Origin of the sequence: Draconibacterium sp. IB214405 (genome assembly GCF_033963885.1) — a bacterium.
Taxonomy (GTDB): Bacteria; Bacteroidota; Bacteroidia; order Bacteroidales; family Prolixibacteraceae; genus Draconibacterium.
Window position 1 is genome coordinate 928,748 of the sequence record NZ_JAXBMA010000002.1, and the last position, 18,745, is coordinate 947,492.

Sequence of the window (18,745 nt, forward strand, 5' to 3'; positions counted from 1 at the left end):
TGGAAATGATTGGTTTACTGAACTTCATACACTGGAACGCAAATCCTGAAATTTTTAGCCTCGGACCTCTGTCGATCAGATGGTATGGTTTGTTGTTCGCTTCAGGATTTTTAATCGGATACTACATTGGCGAACGGATGCTAAGGTCGGAAAATGTAAGCCAGAAATGGATCGACAGCCTGTTCTTTTACATCATTATTGCCACGGTGGTTGGTGCCCGATTAGGTCATGTTATCTTTTATGGATGGGACTACTATTCGCAACATCCAGCCGAAATTATAAAAGTGTGGCACGGTGGTTTGGCGAGTCATGGCGGTGCAATTGGTATTTTAATAGCTATGTACCTGCATTCGAAAAAAATTACCAAACGAACCATGTTGTGGACACTCGACAGAATTGTTGTTCCAACAGCTTTGGTGGCTGCGTTTATCCGTACCGGAAACCTTATGAACTCTGAGATTTACGGTATTCAAACATCTTTGCCTTGGGGAGTAATTTTCGAAAGAAACGGTGAAACAGTAGCGAAACATCCTACACAGATTTATGAAGCTTTATCGTATTTAGTTTCGTTTGGTATTCTTTCGTATTTGTATTGGAAAACAAGCGCCAAAAACCGTCCGGGATTAATTCTGGGGGCATTTTTTGTACTCATCTTCTTGGCGCGTTTCTTTATCGAGTTTATTAAAGAAGACCAGGAAGCATTTGAAGCCGGTATGGCATTGAACATGGGGCAGTGGTTAAGTGTTCCATTTGTACTGATTGGTGCATTTCTGGTTTACAGAGCTATAAAGAAACCTGAGGTGGTTTTTAAGAATAGTAAAAATTAATGTTAAAACTGAATAGAGGAGCTGCAAGTATTTTGTTGGAGATTTGAAAATAACTTATTTTGCAGATCATCAAGAATTTAAAAAGTATGTTAGAGATAGGAAAATATAAAATGGTGACGTTGACGTATGATTTACGTATCGACGACGCAAATGGAGAACTGGTTGAACAGGCTACAACTGAACAACCGTTGGAGTTCCTTTATGGAGCAGGAATGATGTTGCCAAAATTCGAGTCAGAATTAATTGGCCTGAAACAAGACGATCCTTTTACAATTACAATTGGTAGCACCGAAGCTTATGGCGCTGTAAACAACGATGCTATTGTGGAGTTACCAAAAAATGTATTTCTGGTTAACGGTGAATTCGATAATGAACTGATTCAGGTTGGTAATACTGTGCCAATGATGAGCAGTAACGGTCAGCGTTTAAACGGATTGGTTTTGGAAGTTAACGACGAAATCGTAAAAATGGACTTTAACCACCCATTGGCAGGCGAAGACCTGTTTTTTGCGGGTAAAGTAGTTGAAGTTCGTGAAGCATCAGATGAAGAAGTAGCTCAGATCCTCTCAGGTGGAGGAGGTTGTGGCTGCGGTAGCGGAGGCGGATGCTCTACAGACAGCTGTGGCGATGGTTCATGCGGAACCGAAAGCGGCGGCGGCTGTGGTTGCGGTTGTTAATAAATTTTGATTATAAGCTCAATTTATTTATTTTAACCCTGTTTTCATTACATAATGAAAATAGGGTTTTTTACATTTATAAAAATGCTGTTAAGAAACGAAACATTATTTCAAACATGTTGTTTCGCTTAAAACTCTTACTGTTACGCGAGTAACATACAATACTTAACTTAATGAATACTTTTGGAAAGATATTTCGCTTAACCTCTTTTGGCGAATCTCATGGACGGGGAATTGGAGGCATAATTGATGGTTGTCCGGCGGGCATTGAACTGGATATCGACTTAATTCAAAACGATCTGGCAAGACGAAAGCCGGGACAATCAAAAATAACCACGCAACGAAAAGAAGACGATCGGGTAGAATTCTTATCGGGCGTATTTGAAGGAAAAACGCAGGGAACGCCAATCGCGTTTGCCATTTGGAATAAAGATCAGCACTCAAACGATTACAACAATCTGAAAGACGTATTTAGACCTTCTCACGCCGATTATACCTACATAAAAAAATATGGTACTCGCGATCATCGCGGGGGTGGACGTTCGTCAGCCCGCGAAACCATTGCTCGTGTTGTTGCCGGTGCAATTGCAAAACAAATTCTGGCCAAAGTTGGTGTGTCTGTTCAGGCGTATGTTTCTAGGGTTGGTGAAATACAGTTAGAGAAAAGTTATAAAGAGCTCGACCTCTCAAAAACAGAAGATACGATTGTTCGTTGTCCTGATGCCGCGGTTGCAGATAAAATGATTTCGCGCATCGAAAAAGCCGGTCGCGAACACGATACTGTTGGAGGCGTAATTACCGGAGTTGCCACCGGTGTTCCTGCAGGATGGGGAGAACCGGTGTTTAATAAACTGCATGCCGATATGGGATTTGCAATGCTTGGCATTAATGCGGTTAAAGGATTTGAGTACGGCTCCGGTTTCGAAGGCACTAAATTAAGCGGTTCTGAACATAACGATATCTTCATAAAAACAGAAGATGGTGTTCACACGAAAACAAACAATTCAGGTGGAGTACAGGGCGGTATTTCAAATGGCGAAGACATTTATTTTAATGTTGCATTCAAGCCAATCGCCACACTGTTGAAAGAGCAGCAAACCATTGATAAAGACGAAAATAGCACAATAATAAATCCGAAAGGAAGACACGACCCCTGCGTGTTACCAAGGGCCGTTCCTATTGTTGAAGCAATGGCCGCATTAGTTTTGGTTGACCACTATCTATTAAATAAACTTAACACGATTTAGTATGCCAAGAAGAAAAAGAAACAGAAGAATTCAGGTACCACCCGTAATTAAGGGAATGTCGGTTTATGGAATTAGAGGACGAAAAACAAATGAGGTGATTCTTCATTTGGAGGAGTATGAGGCCATTCGTTTACTCGACTACCAAAACCTTACACAGGAAGAAGCAGCTGTTTTTATGGATGTTTCGCGCCCAACCTTAACCCGGATTTACGAAGAAGCCCGAAATAAAGTAGCAACGGCTTTTGTTGAAGGAAGAGACCTGATTTTCCGTGGTGGCGATATTTATTTCGATAAAAACTGGTACAAGTGTAACAGTTGTAAAGCCAGCTTTAGCGATTATACTGACGATAACGAAAAATGCCCGGTTTGTGGATCTAGCGACCTGGTGTCGTTAAATGACTATTACATGGATAAATAATCCGGCAATAGTTTTGATGACGAAATTGACTTTTTTGTAAAGGCTTGGCAGACCATAAAAAATAGAAAACCCCGGCTCAATAGCCGGGGTACCCAATTAAGTTGTGATAAAACCAGAGCCCTAGTACACTAGGATAACTGCAAGATACAACTATATGCTTTTCAAGTCAATACTTGATTTCTCTTATAAAGACAAAATAACCTTATATAAACCCTCATATCGTAAAGCAATAGCGGTTTGTGTTGATTTTCAGTAATTTCCAAGAATGTTAATAATTAACATTTTTTGTTAAAACCCAGATCGTTTCATTTATCATATATTTACCTTCAAATTAAATAAATCATGAAAATTCGAAAACTTCTGCGTGTACTTCATCGCGATTTAGGCTACTTTATAGTTGCAATGACAATTGTATATGCGGTATCCGGAATTTATCTCAATCATCGTCACGATTTTAATCCCGATTATCAAATAGAGGTTACCGATTTTACGCACAATTTGGAGCCACAGCAATCCTATGCTGCCAAAGATATCAGAGATATTGTAGAATCGGTAGACGATGATGTGGTGTATAAAAAGCACTATGTCGATCAGGACGGAGATATTAGAGTATTTATAGCCAATGGAGAAGTGCTGATCGATCCAAATTCAGGAGAGGGGAGAATGCGTTACCTGCAGCGCCGTCCGCTTGTTTTCGGTATGAACAAACTACACCGGGCTACCCTGGGAACCGCATGGAAATGGGTCAGCGATGCTATGGCCGTAATCTTATTGTTTGTGGCTGTTTCGGGGCTGTTCCTGTTAAAGGGTAAACGCGGCTTGATGCGATGGGGCTGGTGGCTAACAATTGCCGGCTTTGTTGTACCTTTACTTTTTATAATTTTCTATATTTAGAACATCATTAAAATCCAAAACATCTAAAAATGAAAAAATTTGCATTAATCAGTTTATTTGCGCTCATCTTGTTTGCGTGTGGTCAGCAGCCAAAATCGCAGGAGAAAGCTGCTGAGGCTGCCGCTGTTTTATCGGTGGACGAATTACTTGAGAAAGCACCGGAATTGGCGAATAAAGAAGTAACAGTGAAAGGCACAGTATTTCATGTTTGCCAGCAAGGTGGCGAGCGTTGTTTTCTAATGGGAAGTACCGAAGATTTTTCAATCAGGATTGAAGCCGGTGAAAAAATTGGTGCTTTTACCCAGGAACAAATGGGATCTGACCTGGAAATTGTTGGAATTTTAAAAGAAGTACTTACTGAAGCAGATGCGCATAATCCGGGCAAAGAACATGGTGAAGAAGGAGAAGAACATGTTGAAGATGCTGAAACAGAAGCAGCACATCAGGTTCTGGCCGAAAACCAGGAAGCAGCCGAACGTATATTCTTTATCGAAGGGCTTTCGGTGAAAGAGATGACAGAATAGATACTATTCGCTATCCATAAAAAAAGGAAAATAGTTATTGTTTTCCTTTTTTTATGTCTTTTGCCGGAATAAAATCAAGCGAAACCGAATTCACACAATGTCGCGTGTTTTTGTCGGTAAAACCTTCTCCAAAAAATACATGGCCGAGGTGACCTCCGCAATTGGCACAGGTAATTTCAGTACGACGTCCGTCGGCATCAAGCGAATGGTGCACGGCTCCTTCAATCTCATCATCGAAACTTGGCCAGCCACAGTGCGAATCGAACTTATCCGACGAATGGTACAATTCAGCACCGCATTGTTTGCACACGTATGTACCTTTTGCTTTGTTGTCAGTATATTCTCCTGTAAACGGACGTTCGGTACCTTTTTCCAGTATTACATATCTTTCAAATTCGTTTAACGTGTTGTATTTCATAGTTGTTGAATCTTTAACGGTTTTCTGATTTTGTGCAAAAGCTCCAAAACTCAGGCAAATCATAAAAAGTATTGTTATTGTTTTCATATAAGTATAACAAAACAGTTATTGGGAGGTTTAAGTTGTGGCGTTAAGAAATGTAAATGAATAAATCCAAAACTTCGCTTGTAATATTACCTTTGAGCTTTTAAACAGAACATGAATATTCCAGTATTATATCAGGATGACGCGATCATTGTAGTTGAAAAACCAATTGAATTGCCGGTGCATAAAAATGACTTTATGCCAAACGATGCGCCTTATTTAACCAAACTTATTGGTGATGAAACCGGGAAGTGGATCTACAATGTACATCGTTTGGATTCAAAAACTTCGGGGGTAATTGTTTTGGCTTTTTCATCGGAAGTGGCCAGTGTTTTAACCAAACAATTTGAGCAGAAAGAGGTGCAGAAAACCTACTTTGCAATTGTGCAGGGAAATCCGGGCGAGGGGACATTCGATTCAAAAGTGTTGGTAAAGAAAAAGTCGAAGTTTAAGAAACCGGCTGTTACGCATTATAAAACAATCCGAACTGTTCAAACCAAACTGGTTTCGAAAGATAAAACCGACATTGAATTGAGTTTGGTGGAGATTAATCCCGAAACCGGGCGCTGGCACCAGTTACGTCAACATTTTGCTAAAAATCGTTTCGATATTATTGGCGATACGCATCATGGAGACTTCACGCTGAATAAAAAGATTCTGGCTGACACGGATTTACGTCGACTGTTTTTACATGCAGGAAAGCTCGAATTTAAACACCCGGTAAGTGGGGAAACTGTTTCTTTTGAATCGGCTGTCCCGGAAAAATTTGATCAGCTTCTCAATTTTTATCTTGCCGACGAATAATATTTCTGGTCAATAAAACGAATTTGCATGTAACGTTAAAAAGGGCTGTACGTCTTATTCAATACAGAGACATGAAACAAAAAACTTTGAACAGATGAAACGTATAGCATTTATTTTATTGGCAGGTCTTTTTCTAACGACCTCGTGTGTTTACGAATCGGGTGTATCAGAAGCCTATTCAAAATATCGTTTTAAAGATGGTGTAACCACGGTTTCAGTTCCGGGCTGGGTAATTCATCTGGCTGCCGGAATTGGCGATTTAGAAGATAGTGAACGCGATTTACTGGAAAGTATTGATGGTGTTAAAGTAATTGCCGTTGACGATGATAATTTGAATGCTCAAATCGATCTGCACGAGGAGTTTTACAAGAGAATCAGCGAGAAAAAAGATTATGAGAAACTAATGGTTGTTCGAGAGGAAGACCAGAATGTGACCATTTTTGGACGGATGGATGAATCGGTGATTAAGGAAATGGTGATTTTGGTCGGTGGCGACGACAATGCCCTGATTTACGTTAAAGGAGAAATCAGCCCGGAGATTCTAAATAATCAAATTGATATGTCGAATCCGGATCGTTTTTTAAGCTTTAAACATTAATCAGGGCACTGTTGACTATACTCGCAAATCGAATAGTTCTTTAGTTTTCACTAAAGAACTTCTTCTTATGTAGCTCAGCAAAAGCGATTAATTGCTCCGCAATTTCAGGATGATCCTCAATTACGTTCGTAGTTTCAAACGGATCATTTTCCATATCAAACAGCGAAAGTTCTATTTTTGCTGAATAATCATATTTCCCGGGCATACCATCTTTCCCTTTAATATCAGTCATTGTACGATAATTATGGGGGAGATGTAACTTCCATTTTCCGTCGCCTGATAGTACTGCCTGAAAATCTTTGTCGTTGGTAAATGCGTAATAATCATGTGGATTTGTCGCATTCGGTTTTCCGGAAATGATATCCCATACATTTTTCCCGTCAATCTCGGTTTCAGGTAACGGAATATTCGCTACTTCGCAAAGGGTTGGTAACAAGTCGATGGTCATTAATGCCTTCTCAGATTGTTGATTACCTTCCAGTTTTGCCGGATATTTGATGATGGTTGCCGAACGTGTTCCACCATCAAAAGTTGTTCCTTTTGCTTCGCGGAAAGGCGTTGTTCCGGCGTGGTTACCATAAGCGATCCATGGGCCGTTATCCGACGAAAAGATTACAATGGTATTGTCGTCGATTCCATTGTCTTTTAACGCCTGGTTTATTTGTCCTACCGACCAATCAAGTTCGGTAATTACATCGCCATACAAACCTGCACCCGATTTTCCTTCAAACTCGGGACTGCAAAACAACGGTACGTGCGACATGGCGTGAGGAACATAAAGCAAAAACGGTTCATCCTTATGTCTTGAAATAAAATCAACTGCGTGTTCGGTATACCATTTTGTCAGCATTTTTTGGTCGGTCGAATCTACATCCTCGATGGTCACTTCACCGTTTTCCCAGAACTGTAGCGGCCATTGACCCCAATAATCCGGACTTTCAGGGTGGTGTCTCCACATATCATTCGAATACATCAGTCCACAGGTTTCTTCAAAACCGCGGCTTTGAGGACGTGTTTCCGGCTGATCGCCACAATGCCATTTACCAAATATTGCTGTTTTATATCCTGCTTTTTTAAAGACCTCGCCGATGGTAGGAAATGTAGTTTCGAGGCCGCGACCGTTAGGTCCATGAGCTCCAAAAACCTTTGTTCGCCCAGGATAACACCCTGAAATAAGTGCCGATCGCGAAGCAGAACATACTGCCTGCGGTACGTAGAAGTTTTTGAACATGATTCCTTCTTCTGCAAGCTTTTGAACGTTCGGAGTCTCAAAAGTCGGGTGCCCAAAAGGAGCGAAATCAGAATACCCAGAATCGTCGAGAAAAATAATTACAACGTTGGGTTGTTTGGTCTCTTCAGGTTTGTTGTTACAGGAATTTAGAAACAGTGCCAATACAAATAGGCAAAGAAGTTGGTGTAAGTTCATATATTAAAATATTTAAGTTGACTTAAGCTGATTTTAAAAATATTTAATAAGGGTTAAAGATAGTATTAATCTAATTGTCGCAACAGGATTGATCGAAGAGTTACGTAAGTTTTTTAAATTAGTAAAAAGTTTCAGAATGAATTTTACGGCACTGATCATACTTCTATTAGGAGGGCTTGCATTGTTTCTGCACGGTATGAATGTGATGACAGATGGACTAAAAGCGGCTGCAGGAAGCAGAATGAAAACATTTTTGCAGGGAATGACTCATAACCGCTGGACTTCGCTGGTGGCGGGAACCGGAATTACTGCAATTATCCAATCGTCATCGGTAACAACGGTTCTTGCAGTGGGTTTTGTATCAGCAGGTTTAATTACTTTTCAAAGTACGCTCGGAATTATTCTCGGAGCAAATGTCGGTACTACAATAACAGCCCAGATCATTGCTTTTAAAATAGCCAAAGCATCGTGGGTTATGATTGCTGTCGGATTTTTGTCAGGTTTCCTTTTTAAAAAGAAAGTAATTAAAAACATAGGAACCATTGTTTTAGGGCTTGGTCTTGTCTTTTTAGGAATGAGTGTAATGAGCGATGCTACTGCTCCGCTAAAAAGCTACGAACCTTTTATCGATTTAATGGAAGGCCTGGACAATTACGTTTACGGGATAATTATAGGCGCGGTGTTTACTGCTTTGGTACAAAGTTCGTCGGCAACTACCGGTATTGTAATTATTATGGCTTCTCAGGGATTAATTGATATTGAGCCGGCCATATCCATAATTCTGGGCGCCAATATCGGAACGTGTGTTACTGCTGTATTGTCGGCGCTCGGAAAACCAAAAGCCGCAATGAGAGTCGCTGTTTCGCATATTCTTTTTAATGTACTTGGTGTAGTAATTTGGTATGCATTTATAGCGCAACTGGCTCATTTGGTTGAAAATATTTCGCCGGGAAGCGAATCCAGACAAGTGGCAAACGCCCATACTATCTTTAACCTCGCCAATACAATTCTATTTATTTGGTTGGTTAAACCAATTGCAAAGTTGGTGGTGTGGCTGGTACCCGAAAAGAAAGTAAAGGAAGCAAGGTTATTTCCAGAACTGCACAATTTCTATTTAGAAGATATTGGTCTTGCATTGGATTTATCGCATAGTTCTGTCGCTAAATTGGGTGAGAAAGTACTGGAAATATTAAAAGCCGGGATTCCTGTCGCGTTAACAGGAAAAGAAAAGGAACTGGTTGAACTAAGAAATAAAGATGCGGTTATCGATAAGGGGCATGCGGAAATACTGATCTTTCTGCAGAACATTCAAAGCCAATCGATTACAAAAGAACAAACCAGTGTGCTGGAGCGACAAATAGAGGCTGTTAATGTACTTGAGACTGCGGCCGATATGGTAACAACAACATTGGTTGAAGCTGCCGAACACCGTATTGAAAAGGGCTTTGATCTGAGTAATGATACATTAACACGAATTGCATTGGTGCATCAAATGGCGTTGGACGCTTTTGAAAAAGCTGTTCAATCCTATCACGAAGATGAAACATCTGCGGATGAATCACTGGCCAAAGATCGGTTTAAACTGGAGTTACAGAACGTTCGTTTGTATCTTGTCGAAAGATTGTCGATTAACGATGAAAATCGTATTGAAACCTATCGTTTTGAATCAGAAATACTGGAAGGAATCAGACGCATACATGCTTTGGCACGGCGGTTAAAAAGAAAGGCAGGATAACTTCTGTCTCCATAGTATCCTGCCTTCTCAGAGTTGTAAGTGTTGCTAGTACTTATCTTTTAATAATTTTCTCATTAAATGTCTGCGATTCGGTTTTTACCACCACCACGTAAATGCCGGGAGACTTATTGCTCATATTAATTTTTGTCAAAGGAGCGTCAATTAGCTCTTCTGCTACCTTTTTCCCAACAGTATTGTAAATTTCATACGAAGCTTGTTCCGTAATATCCGATAACTGCAAGTTCAGCCAGTCGGTGGTTGGATTTGGATAAACTTTTAGATTCATCTCTACAAGCGATTCATATGATTCCTGAGGATTCGACGCTTGCATCATTTGAGGTGCGAACGCAACCAGGTAATCTTCAATTTCTCCCATAAAGTCATCATCGCAGGATGCCGGAGCAGCTCCAACTTTCATCGCGATACGAATACGAGTTGTTTCCGTAACATAGGTAGGAATAGAAATGCTCGCTGAAATTGAACCCTTTTTGTTATTTAATGCCAGCACAGTTTCGTCGGCATCATCAAAATCTCCATCGTTATTAAAGTCAATCCAGATTCGCCAAAAATTGCGGCTGGTTGTTTTACTTGGTGTTAAGTCGACCGTATAAGTGCCACCAGCGTTTAACGTGAAAGGATTCGAATCATATGAATAACCATCGCCATAGCTGCTAACACTTAATTCATTACCAATATTTACGTTTTTGATATAATAAAGTGTACTGCTTATCAGAGATGGTTCGCAATAGCCCGAAGGGGTAGGAGTAACTTCTTCTTCGGTAACGGTGATATAATTCGTTAAAGTTACTTCTGAAGATGTGAATCCGGTTTTGTTTGCAACAAGTGTAACATCGTAAGTGCCGGCGGTAGCATAAGTTACCGTTGGATTTGCTTCTGTGCTTTCTGAAGGAGTACCTCCCGGAAAATACCATTGATAACTTGTTGGTTCGTTCGCAGATATATTTGTGAACTGAACAGTTTGGCCCGCTCCAATACTTGTTGAGCTGGCACTAAAGTCAGCAACAGGAGGAAGAGAAACCGGTTCTGAAATAACAATGGTATAATCTTCAACTTCTCCCGAACCTGTAAAATCACATGCTGTTGGACTAGAGCTTCCCATGGCAATCCGCATCCGTGTGGTAACAGTTGTCTGTGGAATGTAGATTGTGCCACTAACCGATGATTTTGATTTCGACGAAGTAAAGACCTTTTCATCTTCCGTAAAATTCATATCTGAATTGAAATCAATCCAAATGCCCCAATATTCAAAACTACTTCTGCCGCTAAAACCGGGAACAAGATTGAAACTGGTATTGGTTCCAGCTGTAAAATTAAAGCTTGTCGCGGTATTGTCAGCATATCCTTCTGAACCAGAACTATAGCTGTTGTCTCCCATGTGTACCTCTGCAATCCATTCATCAGTTGCATCAGGTGTTGGAACACAATAATCAGGTTCTGGTAACGCTTCAACTGTAATGTAATTCTCAACTGTTTTTGTGTGGTTGCCTGCTGCATTTGTTACGGTAAGCGAAACTTTGTAACTGTTTGATGAATTATAAGTTACCTTCGGATTCTTTTCGGTAGATATAGATGGACTGCCACCTTCAAAAACCCACTTCCACGATGCCGGTGTATTAGTCGACTTATCAGTAAATGAAATTTCGCTACCTTCCAAAACAGAAGTATTATCAGCGCTGAAATCAGCAACTGGAGCTTCGAGGGTATCCTGAACAGTTATAAATGCACTCTTGGTTACCGAATTAGAACCACCATCGTTGGTTGCAATAAGTGTTACACTATACTCACCCGGAGTAGCATAAACAACTGTTGGATTTTGTTCAGTAGAGGAAGCCGTAGCACCTCCTTCAAATGTCCAGCTCCACGATGTTGGTGTATTTGTAGACTGATCTGTAAATGTAACTGACTGTCCTTCTGAAATAGTTGTATTGTCAGTGGTGAAAGCTGCAACGGGAGCTTCAACGGTATCAACAACTTGTATACAATTTGTAATGGTTTTTGTATTGGTACCTCCTGAGTTGGTAACAGCAAGGGTAACATTATATGTTCCGGGAGTGCTATAAACCACTTTAGGATTTTGGATTTCCGATGTAGCCGGAGTACCGCCCTCAAAAGTCCAGCTCCATGCTGTTGGGTCGTTGGTTGTTAAATCGGTAAAAGAAACTTCTGAACCTTCGTTAATTGTAGCCGGCGTTGCCGAAAAACTTGCAACTGGTGCAGAAACCGGTTCTGTAACAGTAATAAAAGAGGTTACACTTTTAGTATCACTACCTTCAGCATTGTTAACTGTAAGGCTCACACTGAAATTACCTGTTGTGGTATAAGCTACTGTTGGATGCTGTTCAGTGGATGTTGATGGAGTTCCGCCTTCGAACGTCCAGCTCCAAGAGGTTGGAGCGTTTGTTGTCAGGTCTGTAAAGCTAACACTTTGTCCCTTGTTTACAGTTGTGCTGGTTGATGTAAAATCAGCGATTGGTGCACCGCCAAGAGGAGTACAATATCCATATTCATCAAGCGGCCCTTTTGTTGGATCAGTATCGTCACCATCAGCCAGATCCGGACATGGCGGACAATTAGCTGGTTTTTCTCCTAAACCCCACCAGTAATATCCGTCGCCGTCTGCATCGGTGCATTGAACTTCGTAATTATTAACAGAACTGGTTATTGGTGTTGTGATGGCGTATGTTCCGGCAATATTACTCATATTGGTTTCTACATAAACATAGCCATAATCACCTGAATACTCACCCCAACTATTTTTAAATATCCAAACTGTTTTTCCAATAAGAGGATCGCCAGCTTGAACTTCAATCCAGTAGCGTGCTAATGACAAATCGCGATAGTAAAAAATATCACCTTCTTCAACTACCTTATATCCAACTAGAACCATAGCGTGGCTCCAATCGGCAAGACCTCCACTTAAAGGGCCTTTATCAATAAGCAACTTTTTCAGGTCATCTTCTGTACCTGTATATCCATTAAAGCCAATTTTTCCACCTATTTTTATTAACTCAGATGGATTAGTTCCCTTATTTTCACAAGAAATATCTGCTTTTTGATAGGGGAAAGTAGCTTCATCAATAATACCATTACTAATAATATAATCGAGTGCGTCTTTTGGACTTCCACCCAAACATGATCCTGCTCCACTACAGGAGATTAGTTCCTGTTCTGATAAATCGAGATTTATTTGTTGGTTATAGAATACATTAACCATAGCTTCTGTCGCCCCTGCTGTTGCAAATGCCCAGCACGACCCACATGAGCTCTGGTTTTTAACTGGACTTATCCAGTTTTTACCGTGGCGGTCACGCCAATCCCATTCATTAATATATGGGCTTGATGTTGTTGCCGATTTTAAACCTGTAGAGCTTTCTTCTTCTGATGCACTTGTTGAAATAACACCGCCGGCATAAAATTCAAAACCGGCAGGGAAGGTACTAGAACCATACAATTTTTTACGTTGGCCGTAATTTAATTGCGAAACGCTGGTTTCGCTTGCCACCCAGTGCTGTCCATTAGCTTTCAGATTTTGGTTCAAACGTTTAATCTTGTCCGAGTTTTGGGCAGATTGTTTTTCCTTTTTTTGTTTGTTGTAATCTGAAATTACATCACCTTTTGTCGCGTAAGAGAGCTGCTGAAGATGAATTGAAGCATCTTTTACTTCAATTTCAATGGCGTAAGGAGTAATACCGTCCAATAAGGCAGTTTCTTCAGCATGTCCTTCAAACGTAGCTTTTATTCCGTCAATTGATGGATAACTTTCCAGCAAAAGGTATTCGTTAAAATTGTTGTCAAGCAACACCAATCTTACAACACCATTTGCAGATGTAAAATCGATTTCAGCGCTGGCCGCAAGGCCATAGATCTTTTTACCCTGTCCATTAAATGGCTTTATTTCAGTTGAAACTGAGTATGATTCATCAATTTTTGACAACTGATGTTCATTGCCATCGAGTTTAAATGGTGAATTTTGGGCAAACGTACTTTTTCCAATTAATGCTATAAATAGCATTAGCAACACTAACTCTGGTCTTTTCATTTTTGTTTTTAATAGTGGTCCATAACTTCTCCTCTATCAATGATATGCATTGATATTTCTCTCAAAATGTTATAAAAATTCTAATGGATAGAATCCTTATCACAACTTAATCACACGTAGCTAGACTTTTTGTCCTTTCAAAAAAATATAATACTTGGAAACAAAAGCGTCTACTTAATCAGTACTATTTAAAAAGGTTTGCGATGTAAATCTAAATCGCTGATTATTAATATGCAATAGATTTTCTTAACAGCACGCTATTTAGAAAATTTCTTAAGTGTTAGTTTCTGCTTAAACTGCCTGTATTTACTAAGTATTCAGCTCGGCATTACCAATGAAAAAAAAACATAAAAAAATTGCAATATGTGGTGTAAGTGTTTGATATAGTGAACATTCGGATTTTTATGTAAAGTCTAAATGCCTAGAGTTACCAGTAATTTTGATCGTTCAGCTAAGTTTTTCTCACAGTAATTTTCAGCTTTAGAGGAACAATAATCATGTGTTTTTAACCGACTAATTTTCAGTAATGTGGAACTTTTATTCAAAGTTATCGTTGTAAATGAAGTGATGAATCAGACTGAAAGTAAGAAAATAGTATTGGTTGATGATAATGTGTTTTGTGGAGAAGCATTAAACCTGTTGCTTAATGATGAATCGGGATTTCAAATCGTTGCCGAAATTTCAACCCTTGAAAAACTACAAGCATCAACAATTTTGCCTCAAGCAGATTTGGTTTTATTAAATGCCGGACTTTCCATCGAAAAAATAATTCCAATAACGGAGTTTCTTCAACAATTGCCCTCCGAAACAGCAACTATACTGTTTAATGCGAAAAAAGTTGACCAGGTGGTTGTGCAATGTGTTATGAATGGAATTAAAGGAATAGTCTGGTCCACAGAGTCCATGTCTAAATTAATTGTTGTCTGTAATAAAGTCCTGGCCGGCGAAAGGTATCTTGGTCTAAATGAATCGGAATTGAAATCTTTTAGTAGCAACCCCCAAAAAGGAAATGATAATCTTAGAAAGATCACCGAACGAGAAATGGCTGTCCTAAAGTTATTTGCCCACGGCAGTTCCTATAAACAAATAGGAGAGGAGTTGAATATAAGTCCTCGTACAGTGGAATCACATAAAAATAATATACTGGCTAAACTTGAGCTGGGATCGCTTAAAGAACTGATTGCTTATGCAGTAAAAAATAATATTGTTTGAAATTTTTTTCTTTAATTAAATGATACAATCACTTTCGTTAAGCCAATGCATCTACTCAATAACGTGAAATGTTTTTTGTTTATCTGCTTATTTGCGTCAAACTACTCTTTACTTATATATCTGGAGGAATGAGAGTTTGTACTATATGCCTCAGTATTTCAACGGTATTTAGATCAATCATTACTAATAAAATGAATTTTATAACACAGAAATTAAAATACTTGCAAGTGTTTTATTTGTATATTTATACGATTTTTTTTACGGAAAATTACGGATTGACCATCTAAGTAAAAAGTGGTATATTGTATTTTGAATTCACGTAATTCCAAGCCCCTCCCCAAAATTTCGCAATGAATGAATCACTGGTGTTATTGGTACTATACCAATTAGAGTGTTTAATGATAAAAAATAGGGGTTATTATGTGCTACATCGCCATATTGGAAAACTATTCACTTTTTTGTTCCGGCATAAAATCGGTACTGGAAGATACAGGGGAGTGTGATATTGTGTTTGAATCAAAAACTATCAGTGATTTTCTGAATAAATTGAAGGCAAATAAACCGGATATAATCATTATTGATATTATCCATTGCCTGGATGAAGGGATAAGCACGATTAAAAAGATCAGACGAAAAACCTCACGCACGCCAATTCTATTGGTGGTAAGCACTGATTATTCCGATTTTTTTGAAGAATACATCAGCCTTGGGGTTAATGGATTTGTATTTAACGATTCAGAGGCTGAGAACCTGTCACATGCGATAAAGTCTTTAAAGAACGGAGAAGACCATTTCCCTCCACGTGTATGGCAATTATTAAAACGCTATTTGCAAACGAAAAAAATTAATGCCACATACGAGGATAAAAAGATACTTACTAATAGGGAACTAACAATTCTTAAATTATTCTGTAAGGGATATACCTATAAAGAAATTGGGGCAAAGTTAAATATAAGTCCACGCACAGTAGAATCGCATAAAAAAAATATTCAAACAAAAATAAGCGTACGATCTACTGCTGAAATGGTTGAATTTGCGTATCAAAACAATCTGCATTAATTTTCGTTTTTGCGACGATAAAATCGTCATAAATTTCCGTAATATTCCCGATTGAATTCCATTTAATCTTGTAGTAACTTGTTATAACAATTTCGAAAGAGTTGTAATGAAATGATAAATAAGGGTAGAAATTACGTCTTGCCCCAGAGGTAATTTTGAATAATCATGACGAATACGTTTAGGACGCGTAGAAGTTTAAACTTCTCTTTTTTGAAGGTGGAGATAATTAAGTAAAGCAAAGACTAAAACAAACTTGGTTTTCAAAATTATTTTAACTCTTCAAAATTACATTTATGAAACAAAATTACTTGGAACCTGCGGGAAAAGATTTCTCGTTGTCGTTTTTAAAAAAATGGCTGTTCCGATGTTGGAGCAGTGGTATAATGATATTGCTGTTAGCCATATTTATGACCCCCAGCAGTTATGGGCAAATTATTACACAAGGAGAGCATGTTGCAGCCAAATTCGGTATCGATGCAGATATGTATGCGGATACTTTGGTTGTTACTGCTGGAGATGTAGGTCTTGGAACTGATGACTGGTTTGATATTGATCCAGGAGCAGGTGCGGCTGTCATCGATACAACTGGTGCAGCAGCATTTAGAAGCGCAATTATGAATAACCATAATTACTCTTTTGTACTGGGTATGAACGCTGGTTACAACGCTCCTGTTAATGGTAATACTTGGATTGATGCTGTATACAACAGGGACTGGAATTCGATTGGGAATTTTACTGATTCAACAACCTTTTATACCGGATCAAACAAGAACGGAGAAGATCCCTCAACCTGGGATCTTGGCCCCGGTGGCACACCTCCTAAAAACGACTTGGTTGAAGTATTTGGGCACATGCGAAGGGAAGGAACTGAACTGGATGGCGATATTTGGGGAATTGGTGGGTTTACTACCATTTCTACAGATGGAAACTCACATGGTGATTTTGAATTTTTTCAAAATGAAGTGACGACAAATCCGGTCACCGGCAAATTGGTTAATACGGGAACTGAAGGTGGCCATAATGCATGGAACTTTGATTGGGACTCTGGAGAAAGTGCCTTGGATGTTAGAGATCCCGGAGATTTAATCGTAAGCGTCGACTATGAAAAAGGTGGAACACGCCCCATGGTATCTATACGTTTGTGGATGGCAGAGACTGCGTTTGATAGTCTGGTTGCTTATGGTACGGTCTCAGATGTGGACTTTATGATGGTACCCGGTGTATTTAATGATGAAGATGGCACAGGTTATGGATATGGCGAGATTCAAGTGGATACTGCTAGTCCGGCTGTTGTTTCTGCCTATTCGTTAATAAATGTTGATAATCCAATTTTAGGACCACCATGGGGAACTTTAGACGGAAAAGATATGACCGATGAAGCAGTAGAACTTCAATATACTGAATTTGCCATTAATTTAACTTCATTGGGACTTGGCAGTTACGGCGGACTTGATCCGTGTAATAAATTATTGGGAACGTTAATGGTGAAAACGCGTTCTTCTTCTTCTTTTACTGCCGAGTTAAAAGATTATTCGGGACCATTCCCATTTGGATTCAGAGTAGAAACAAGTGTGCAAACAGCAAGTTTTGATACTTGTTATTCTGCATTAGAAGAAATTGCAGAATCCAGAAGTATTAATTTGGGCAGAGGAATTGTAAATGTCGATGGTACAGACCTTAAATTTTTTACAGATTCTTTGAGTGCTGTAAATTATGATCCAGATTCTATTCTTCCTCAAACTTTCAGCTTGCCATCTATTAATCCCGATACTACCTATATAATTTGGGCAAGGGTAAGGAATATTGACTACGATGATTGTGTCGCTGTAAATAAATTTTCGGTAACCTTACATGGTGATCCGGAGTGTGTTGTTACTGCCACAAACGAAACTTATTTTGGTGCGGGAGATGGAACCGCAACTGTAGAACCTAATGGTGGAACCGAACCATATACATACAAATGGTTTACTTTGGAAGGAGATACAATTGTTGATGGAAGAACAAGCCAAACCATAACAGGGTTGGGAAGCGGCATATACGAAGCTGAGGTAACTGATGCTAATGGATGTACTTCAATTTGTAAGGATACCGTTGAATTTGATTTTTCCGCACCAACTTGTGATGTATATGCAATAGATAATGATTGCTATGGAGGCTCAAGCGGTATAGTTTGGGCTGAAACAAAAGAAGATGTTGGACCATTAGCAAGTCAGTACACTTTTATCTGGTTCGAAGGTACCGGACCTGGTATAACTCCTATTGATACTAATATTGTTTTTACTTCACCAGGAGATACGTTGGCAACTGATACTTTGTATAATATGCCGGTAGGGCGTTATACTGTAAATATTTATAATAATCTTGCTCCAACTGAATTTTCTGAATGTGGTGATTCAATAACACAACCACCTTTTAATCCTGTTGTTATTGACTGTAAGGATAATACACAAGCCTCTTGTCAGCTACAGGCTGATATTCAAACGGCTTTTGAAAATTGGCTGGATACCATGTTTGTTGTTTCTGGTGGGACTTTACCATACCAGGATACAGTTTATAAAATAAATGATGTAGTAGTTGATATTACCCAGTTATTGGCTCCAGACGCTTGTGGAGGAGATACTACAATAGAAATTATTGTTATCGACTATTGTGGTACTAAGGATAGCTGTGAGGCCACCTTTACTGTAAATGCCGCTACTGCTATCGATGTAGACGGACCTGAAGATATGGAGGTAGACCACTGTGATTACCTGACCCAGGCC

15 protein-coding genes are annotated in these 18,745 nt (G+C 39.3%); 12 read left to right on the forward strand and 3 right to left on the reverse strand.

Features of this window, described 5'->3' with window-relative positions:
* Window positions 1-5: 5 nt before the first annotated feature.
* From lgt to SLH46_RS10065, 6 genes are all read left to right on the forward strand, one after another.
* Entirely contained in the window at window positions 6-827 is an 822-nt protein-coding gene (lgt, locus tag SLH46_RS10040; RefSeq protein ID WP_320281047.1) for a prolipoprotein diacylglyceryl transferase, read from the forward strand.
* An 86-nt stretch (window positions 828-913) separates the two neighbouring features.
* Window positions 914-1,504: an FKBP-type peptidyl-prolyl cis-trans isomerase gene (locus tag SLH46_RS10045; RefSeq protein WP_320281048.1), complete on the forward strand. Its 591-nt coding sequence runs from the start codon at window positions 914-916 to the stop codon at window positions 1,502-1,504.
* 173 nt (window positions 1,505-1,677) lie between these two features.
* Window positions 1,678-2,751, forward strand: a complete 1,074-nt coding sequence (aroC, locus tag SLH46_RS10050) for a chorismate synthase (RefSeq protein WP_320281050.1) — start codon at window positions 1,678-1,680, stop codon at window positions 2,749-2,751.
* A 1-nt stretch (window position 2,752) separates the two neighbouring features.
* Window positions 2,753-3,169, forward strand: a complete 417-nt coding sequence (locus SLH46_RS10055) for a DUF134 domain-containing protein (protein ID WP_320281051.1) — start codon at window positions 2,753-2,755, stop codon at window positions 3,167-3,169.
* Window positions 3,170-3,511: 342 nt separating this feature from the next.
* Window positions 3,512-4,063, forward strand: a complete 552-nt coding sequence (locus tag SLH46_RS10060; RefSeq protein WP_320281052.1) for a PepSY-associated TM helix domain-containing protein — start codon at window positions 3,512-3,514, stop codon at window positions 4,061-4,063.
* Window positions 4,064-4,092: 29 nt separating this feature from the next.
* Entirely contained in the window at window positions 4,093-4,587 is a 495-nt protein-coding gene (locus tag SLH46_RS10065; RefSeq protein WP_320281053.1) for a hypothetical protein, read from the forward strand.
* A gap of 34 nt (window positions 4,588-4,621) precedes the next feature.
* Here the strand turns inward: SLH46_RS10065 and SLH46_RS10070 are convergent, their stop codons facing one another.
* On the reverse strand, window positions 4,622-5,092 hold the full coding sequence (locus tag SLH46_RS10070; RefSeq protein WP_320281054.1) for a methionine-R-sulfoxide reductase: 471 nt from the start codon (window positions 5,090-5,092) through the stop codon (window positions 4,622-4,624).
* A gap of 111 nt (window positions 5,093-5,203) precedes the next feature.
* On the opposite strand from SLH46_RS10070, the gene SLH46_RS10075 reads away from it, so the two are divergent.
* Window positions 5,204-5,893 carry an RluA family pseudouridine synthase gene (locus SLH46_RS10075; protein WP_320281055.1) on the forward strand — a complete coding sequence of 230 codons (690 nt, stop codon included), beginning with the start codon at window positions 5,204-5,206 and terminating at the stop codon, window positions 5,891-5,893.
* Window positions 5,894-5,987: 94 nt separating this feature from the next.
* Entirely contained in the window at window positions 5,988-6,491 is a 504-nt protein-coding gene (locus tag SLH46_RS10080; RefSeq protein WP_320281056.1) for a DUF4252 domain-containing protein, read from the forward strand.
* A gap of 40 nt (window positions 6,492-6,531) precedes the next feature.
* Here the strand turns inward: SLH46_RS10080 and SLH46_RS10085 are convergent, their stop codons facing one another.
* A complete protein-coding gene (locus SLH46_RS10085; RefSeq protein WP_320281057.1) occupies window positions 6,532-7,917 on the reverse strand; it encodes a sulfatase family protein in 1,386 nt (461 codons plus the stop codon).
* A gap of 136 nt (window positions 7,918-8,053) precedes the next feature.
* On the opposite strand from SLH46_RS10085, the gene SLH46_RS10090 reads away from it, so the two are divergent.
* Window positions 8,054-9,652 (forward strand): Na/Pi cotransporter family protein, encoded by a 1,599-nt coding sequence (locus tag SLH46_RS10090; protein ID WP_320281058.1) that lies wholly within the window; start codon window positions 8,054-8,056, stop codon window positions 9,650-9,652.
* A gap of 52 nt (window positions 9,653-9,704) precedes the next feature.
* Here the strand turns inward: SLH46_RS10090 and SLH46_RS10095 are convergent, their stop codons facing one another.
* Window positions 9,705-13,712 carry a PKD domain-containing protein gene (locus SLH46_RS10095; protein ID WP_320281059.1) on the reverse strand — a complete coding sequence of 1,336 codons (4,008 nt, stop codon included), beginning with the start codon at window positions 13,710-13,712 and terminating at the stop codon, window positions 9,705-9,707.
* A 528-nt stretch (window positions 13,713-14,240) separates the two neighbouring features.
* Between SLH46_RS10095 and SLH46_RS10100 the strand changes: the two genes are divergently transcribed.
* From SLH46_RS10100 to SLH46_RS10110, 3 genes are all read left to right on the forward strand, one after another.
* Window positions 14,241-14,924, forward strand: coding sequence for a response regulator transcription factor (locus tag SLH46_RS10100; protein ID WP_320281060.1), 684 nt, complete (start codon window positions 14,241-14,243; stop codon window positions 14,922-14,924).
* Window positions 14,925-15,344: 420 nt separating this feature from the next.
* Window positions 15,345-15,983, forward strand: coding sequence for a response regulator transcription factor (locus tag SLH46_RS10105; RefSeq protein WP_320281061.1), 639 nt, complete (start codon window positions 15,345-15,347; stop codon window positions 15,981-15,983).
* Between the two features lie 293 nt (window positions 15,984-16,276).
* Window positions 16,277-18,745: SprB repeat-containing protein (locus SLH46_RS10110; RefSeq protein ID WP_320281062.1), on the forward strand; the 2,469-nt coding region annotated here is incomplete at its 3' end.

What these genes read in the sequence shown, in the direction of transcription:
- lgt (WP_320281047.1), top strand. Translation starts at nt 6, where the DNA reads ATGATTGGTTTACTGAACTTCATACACTGGAACGCAAATCCTGAAATT.
- SLH46_RS10045 (WP_320281048.1), top strand. Translation starts at nt 914, where the DNA reads ATGTTAGAGATAGGAAAATATAAAATGGTGACGTTGACGTATGATTTA.
- aroC (WP_320281050.1), top strand. Translation starts at nt 1,678, where the DNA reads ATGAATACTTTTGGAAAGATATTTCGCTTAACCTCTTTTGGCGAATCT.
- SLH46_RS10055 (WP_320281051.1), top strand. Translation starts at nt 2,753, where the DNA reads ATGCCAAGAAGAAAAAGAAACAGAAGAATTCAGGTACCACCCGTAATT.
- SLH46_RS10060 (WP_320281052.1), top strand. Translation starts at nt 3,512, where the DNA reads ATGAAAATTCGAAAACTTCTGCGTGTACTTCATCGCGATTTAGGCTAC.
- SLH46_RS10065 (WP_320281053.1), top strand. Translation starts at nt 4,093, where the DNA reads ATGAAAAAATTTGCATTAATCAGTTTATTTGCGCTCATCTTGTTTGCG.
- SLH46_RS10070 (WP_320281054.1), bottom strand. Translation starts at nt 5,092, where the DNA reads ATGAAAACAATAACAATACTTTTTATGATTTGCCTGAGTTTTGGAGCT.
- SLH46_RS10075 (WP_320281055.1), top strand. Translation starts at nt 5,204, where the DNA reads ATGAATATTCCAGTATTATATCAGGATGACGCGATCATTGTAGTTGAA.
- SLH46_RS10080 (WP_320281056.1), top strand. Translation starts at nt 5,988, where the DNA reads ATGAAACGTATAGCATTTATTTTATTGGCAGGTCTTTTTCTAACGACC.
- SLH46_RS10085 (WP_320281057.1), bottom strand. Translation starts at nt 7,917, where the DNA reads ATGAACTTACACCAACTTCTTTGCCTATTTGTATTGGCACTGTTTCTA.
- SLH46_RS10090 (WP_320281058.1), top strand. Translation starts at nt 8,054, where the DNA reads ATGAATTTTACGGCACTGATCATACTTCTATTAGGAGGGCTTGCATTG.
- SLH46_RS10095 (WP_320281059.1), bottom strand. Translation starts at nt 13,712, where the DNA reads ATGAAAAGACCAGAGTTAGTGTTGCTAATGCTATTTATAGCATTAATT.
- SLH46_RS10105 (WP_320281061.1), top strand. Translation starts at nt 15,345, where the DNA reads ATGTGCTACATCGCCATATTGGAAAACTATTCACTTTTTTGTTCCGGC.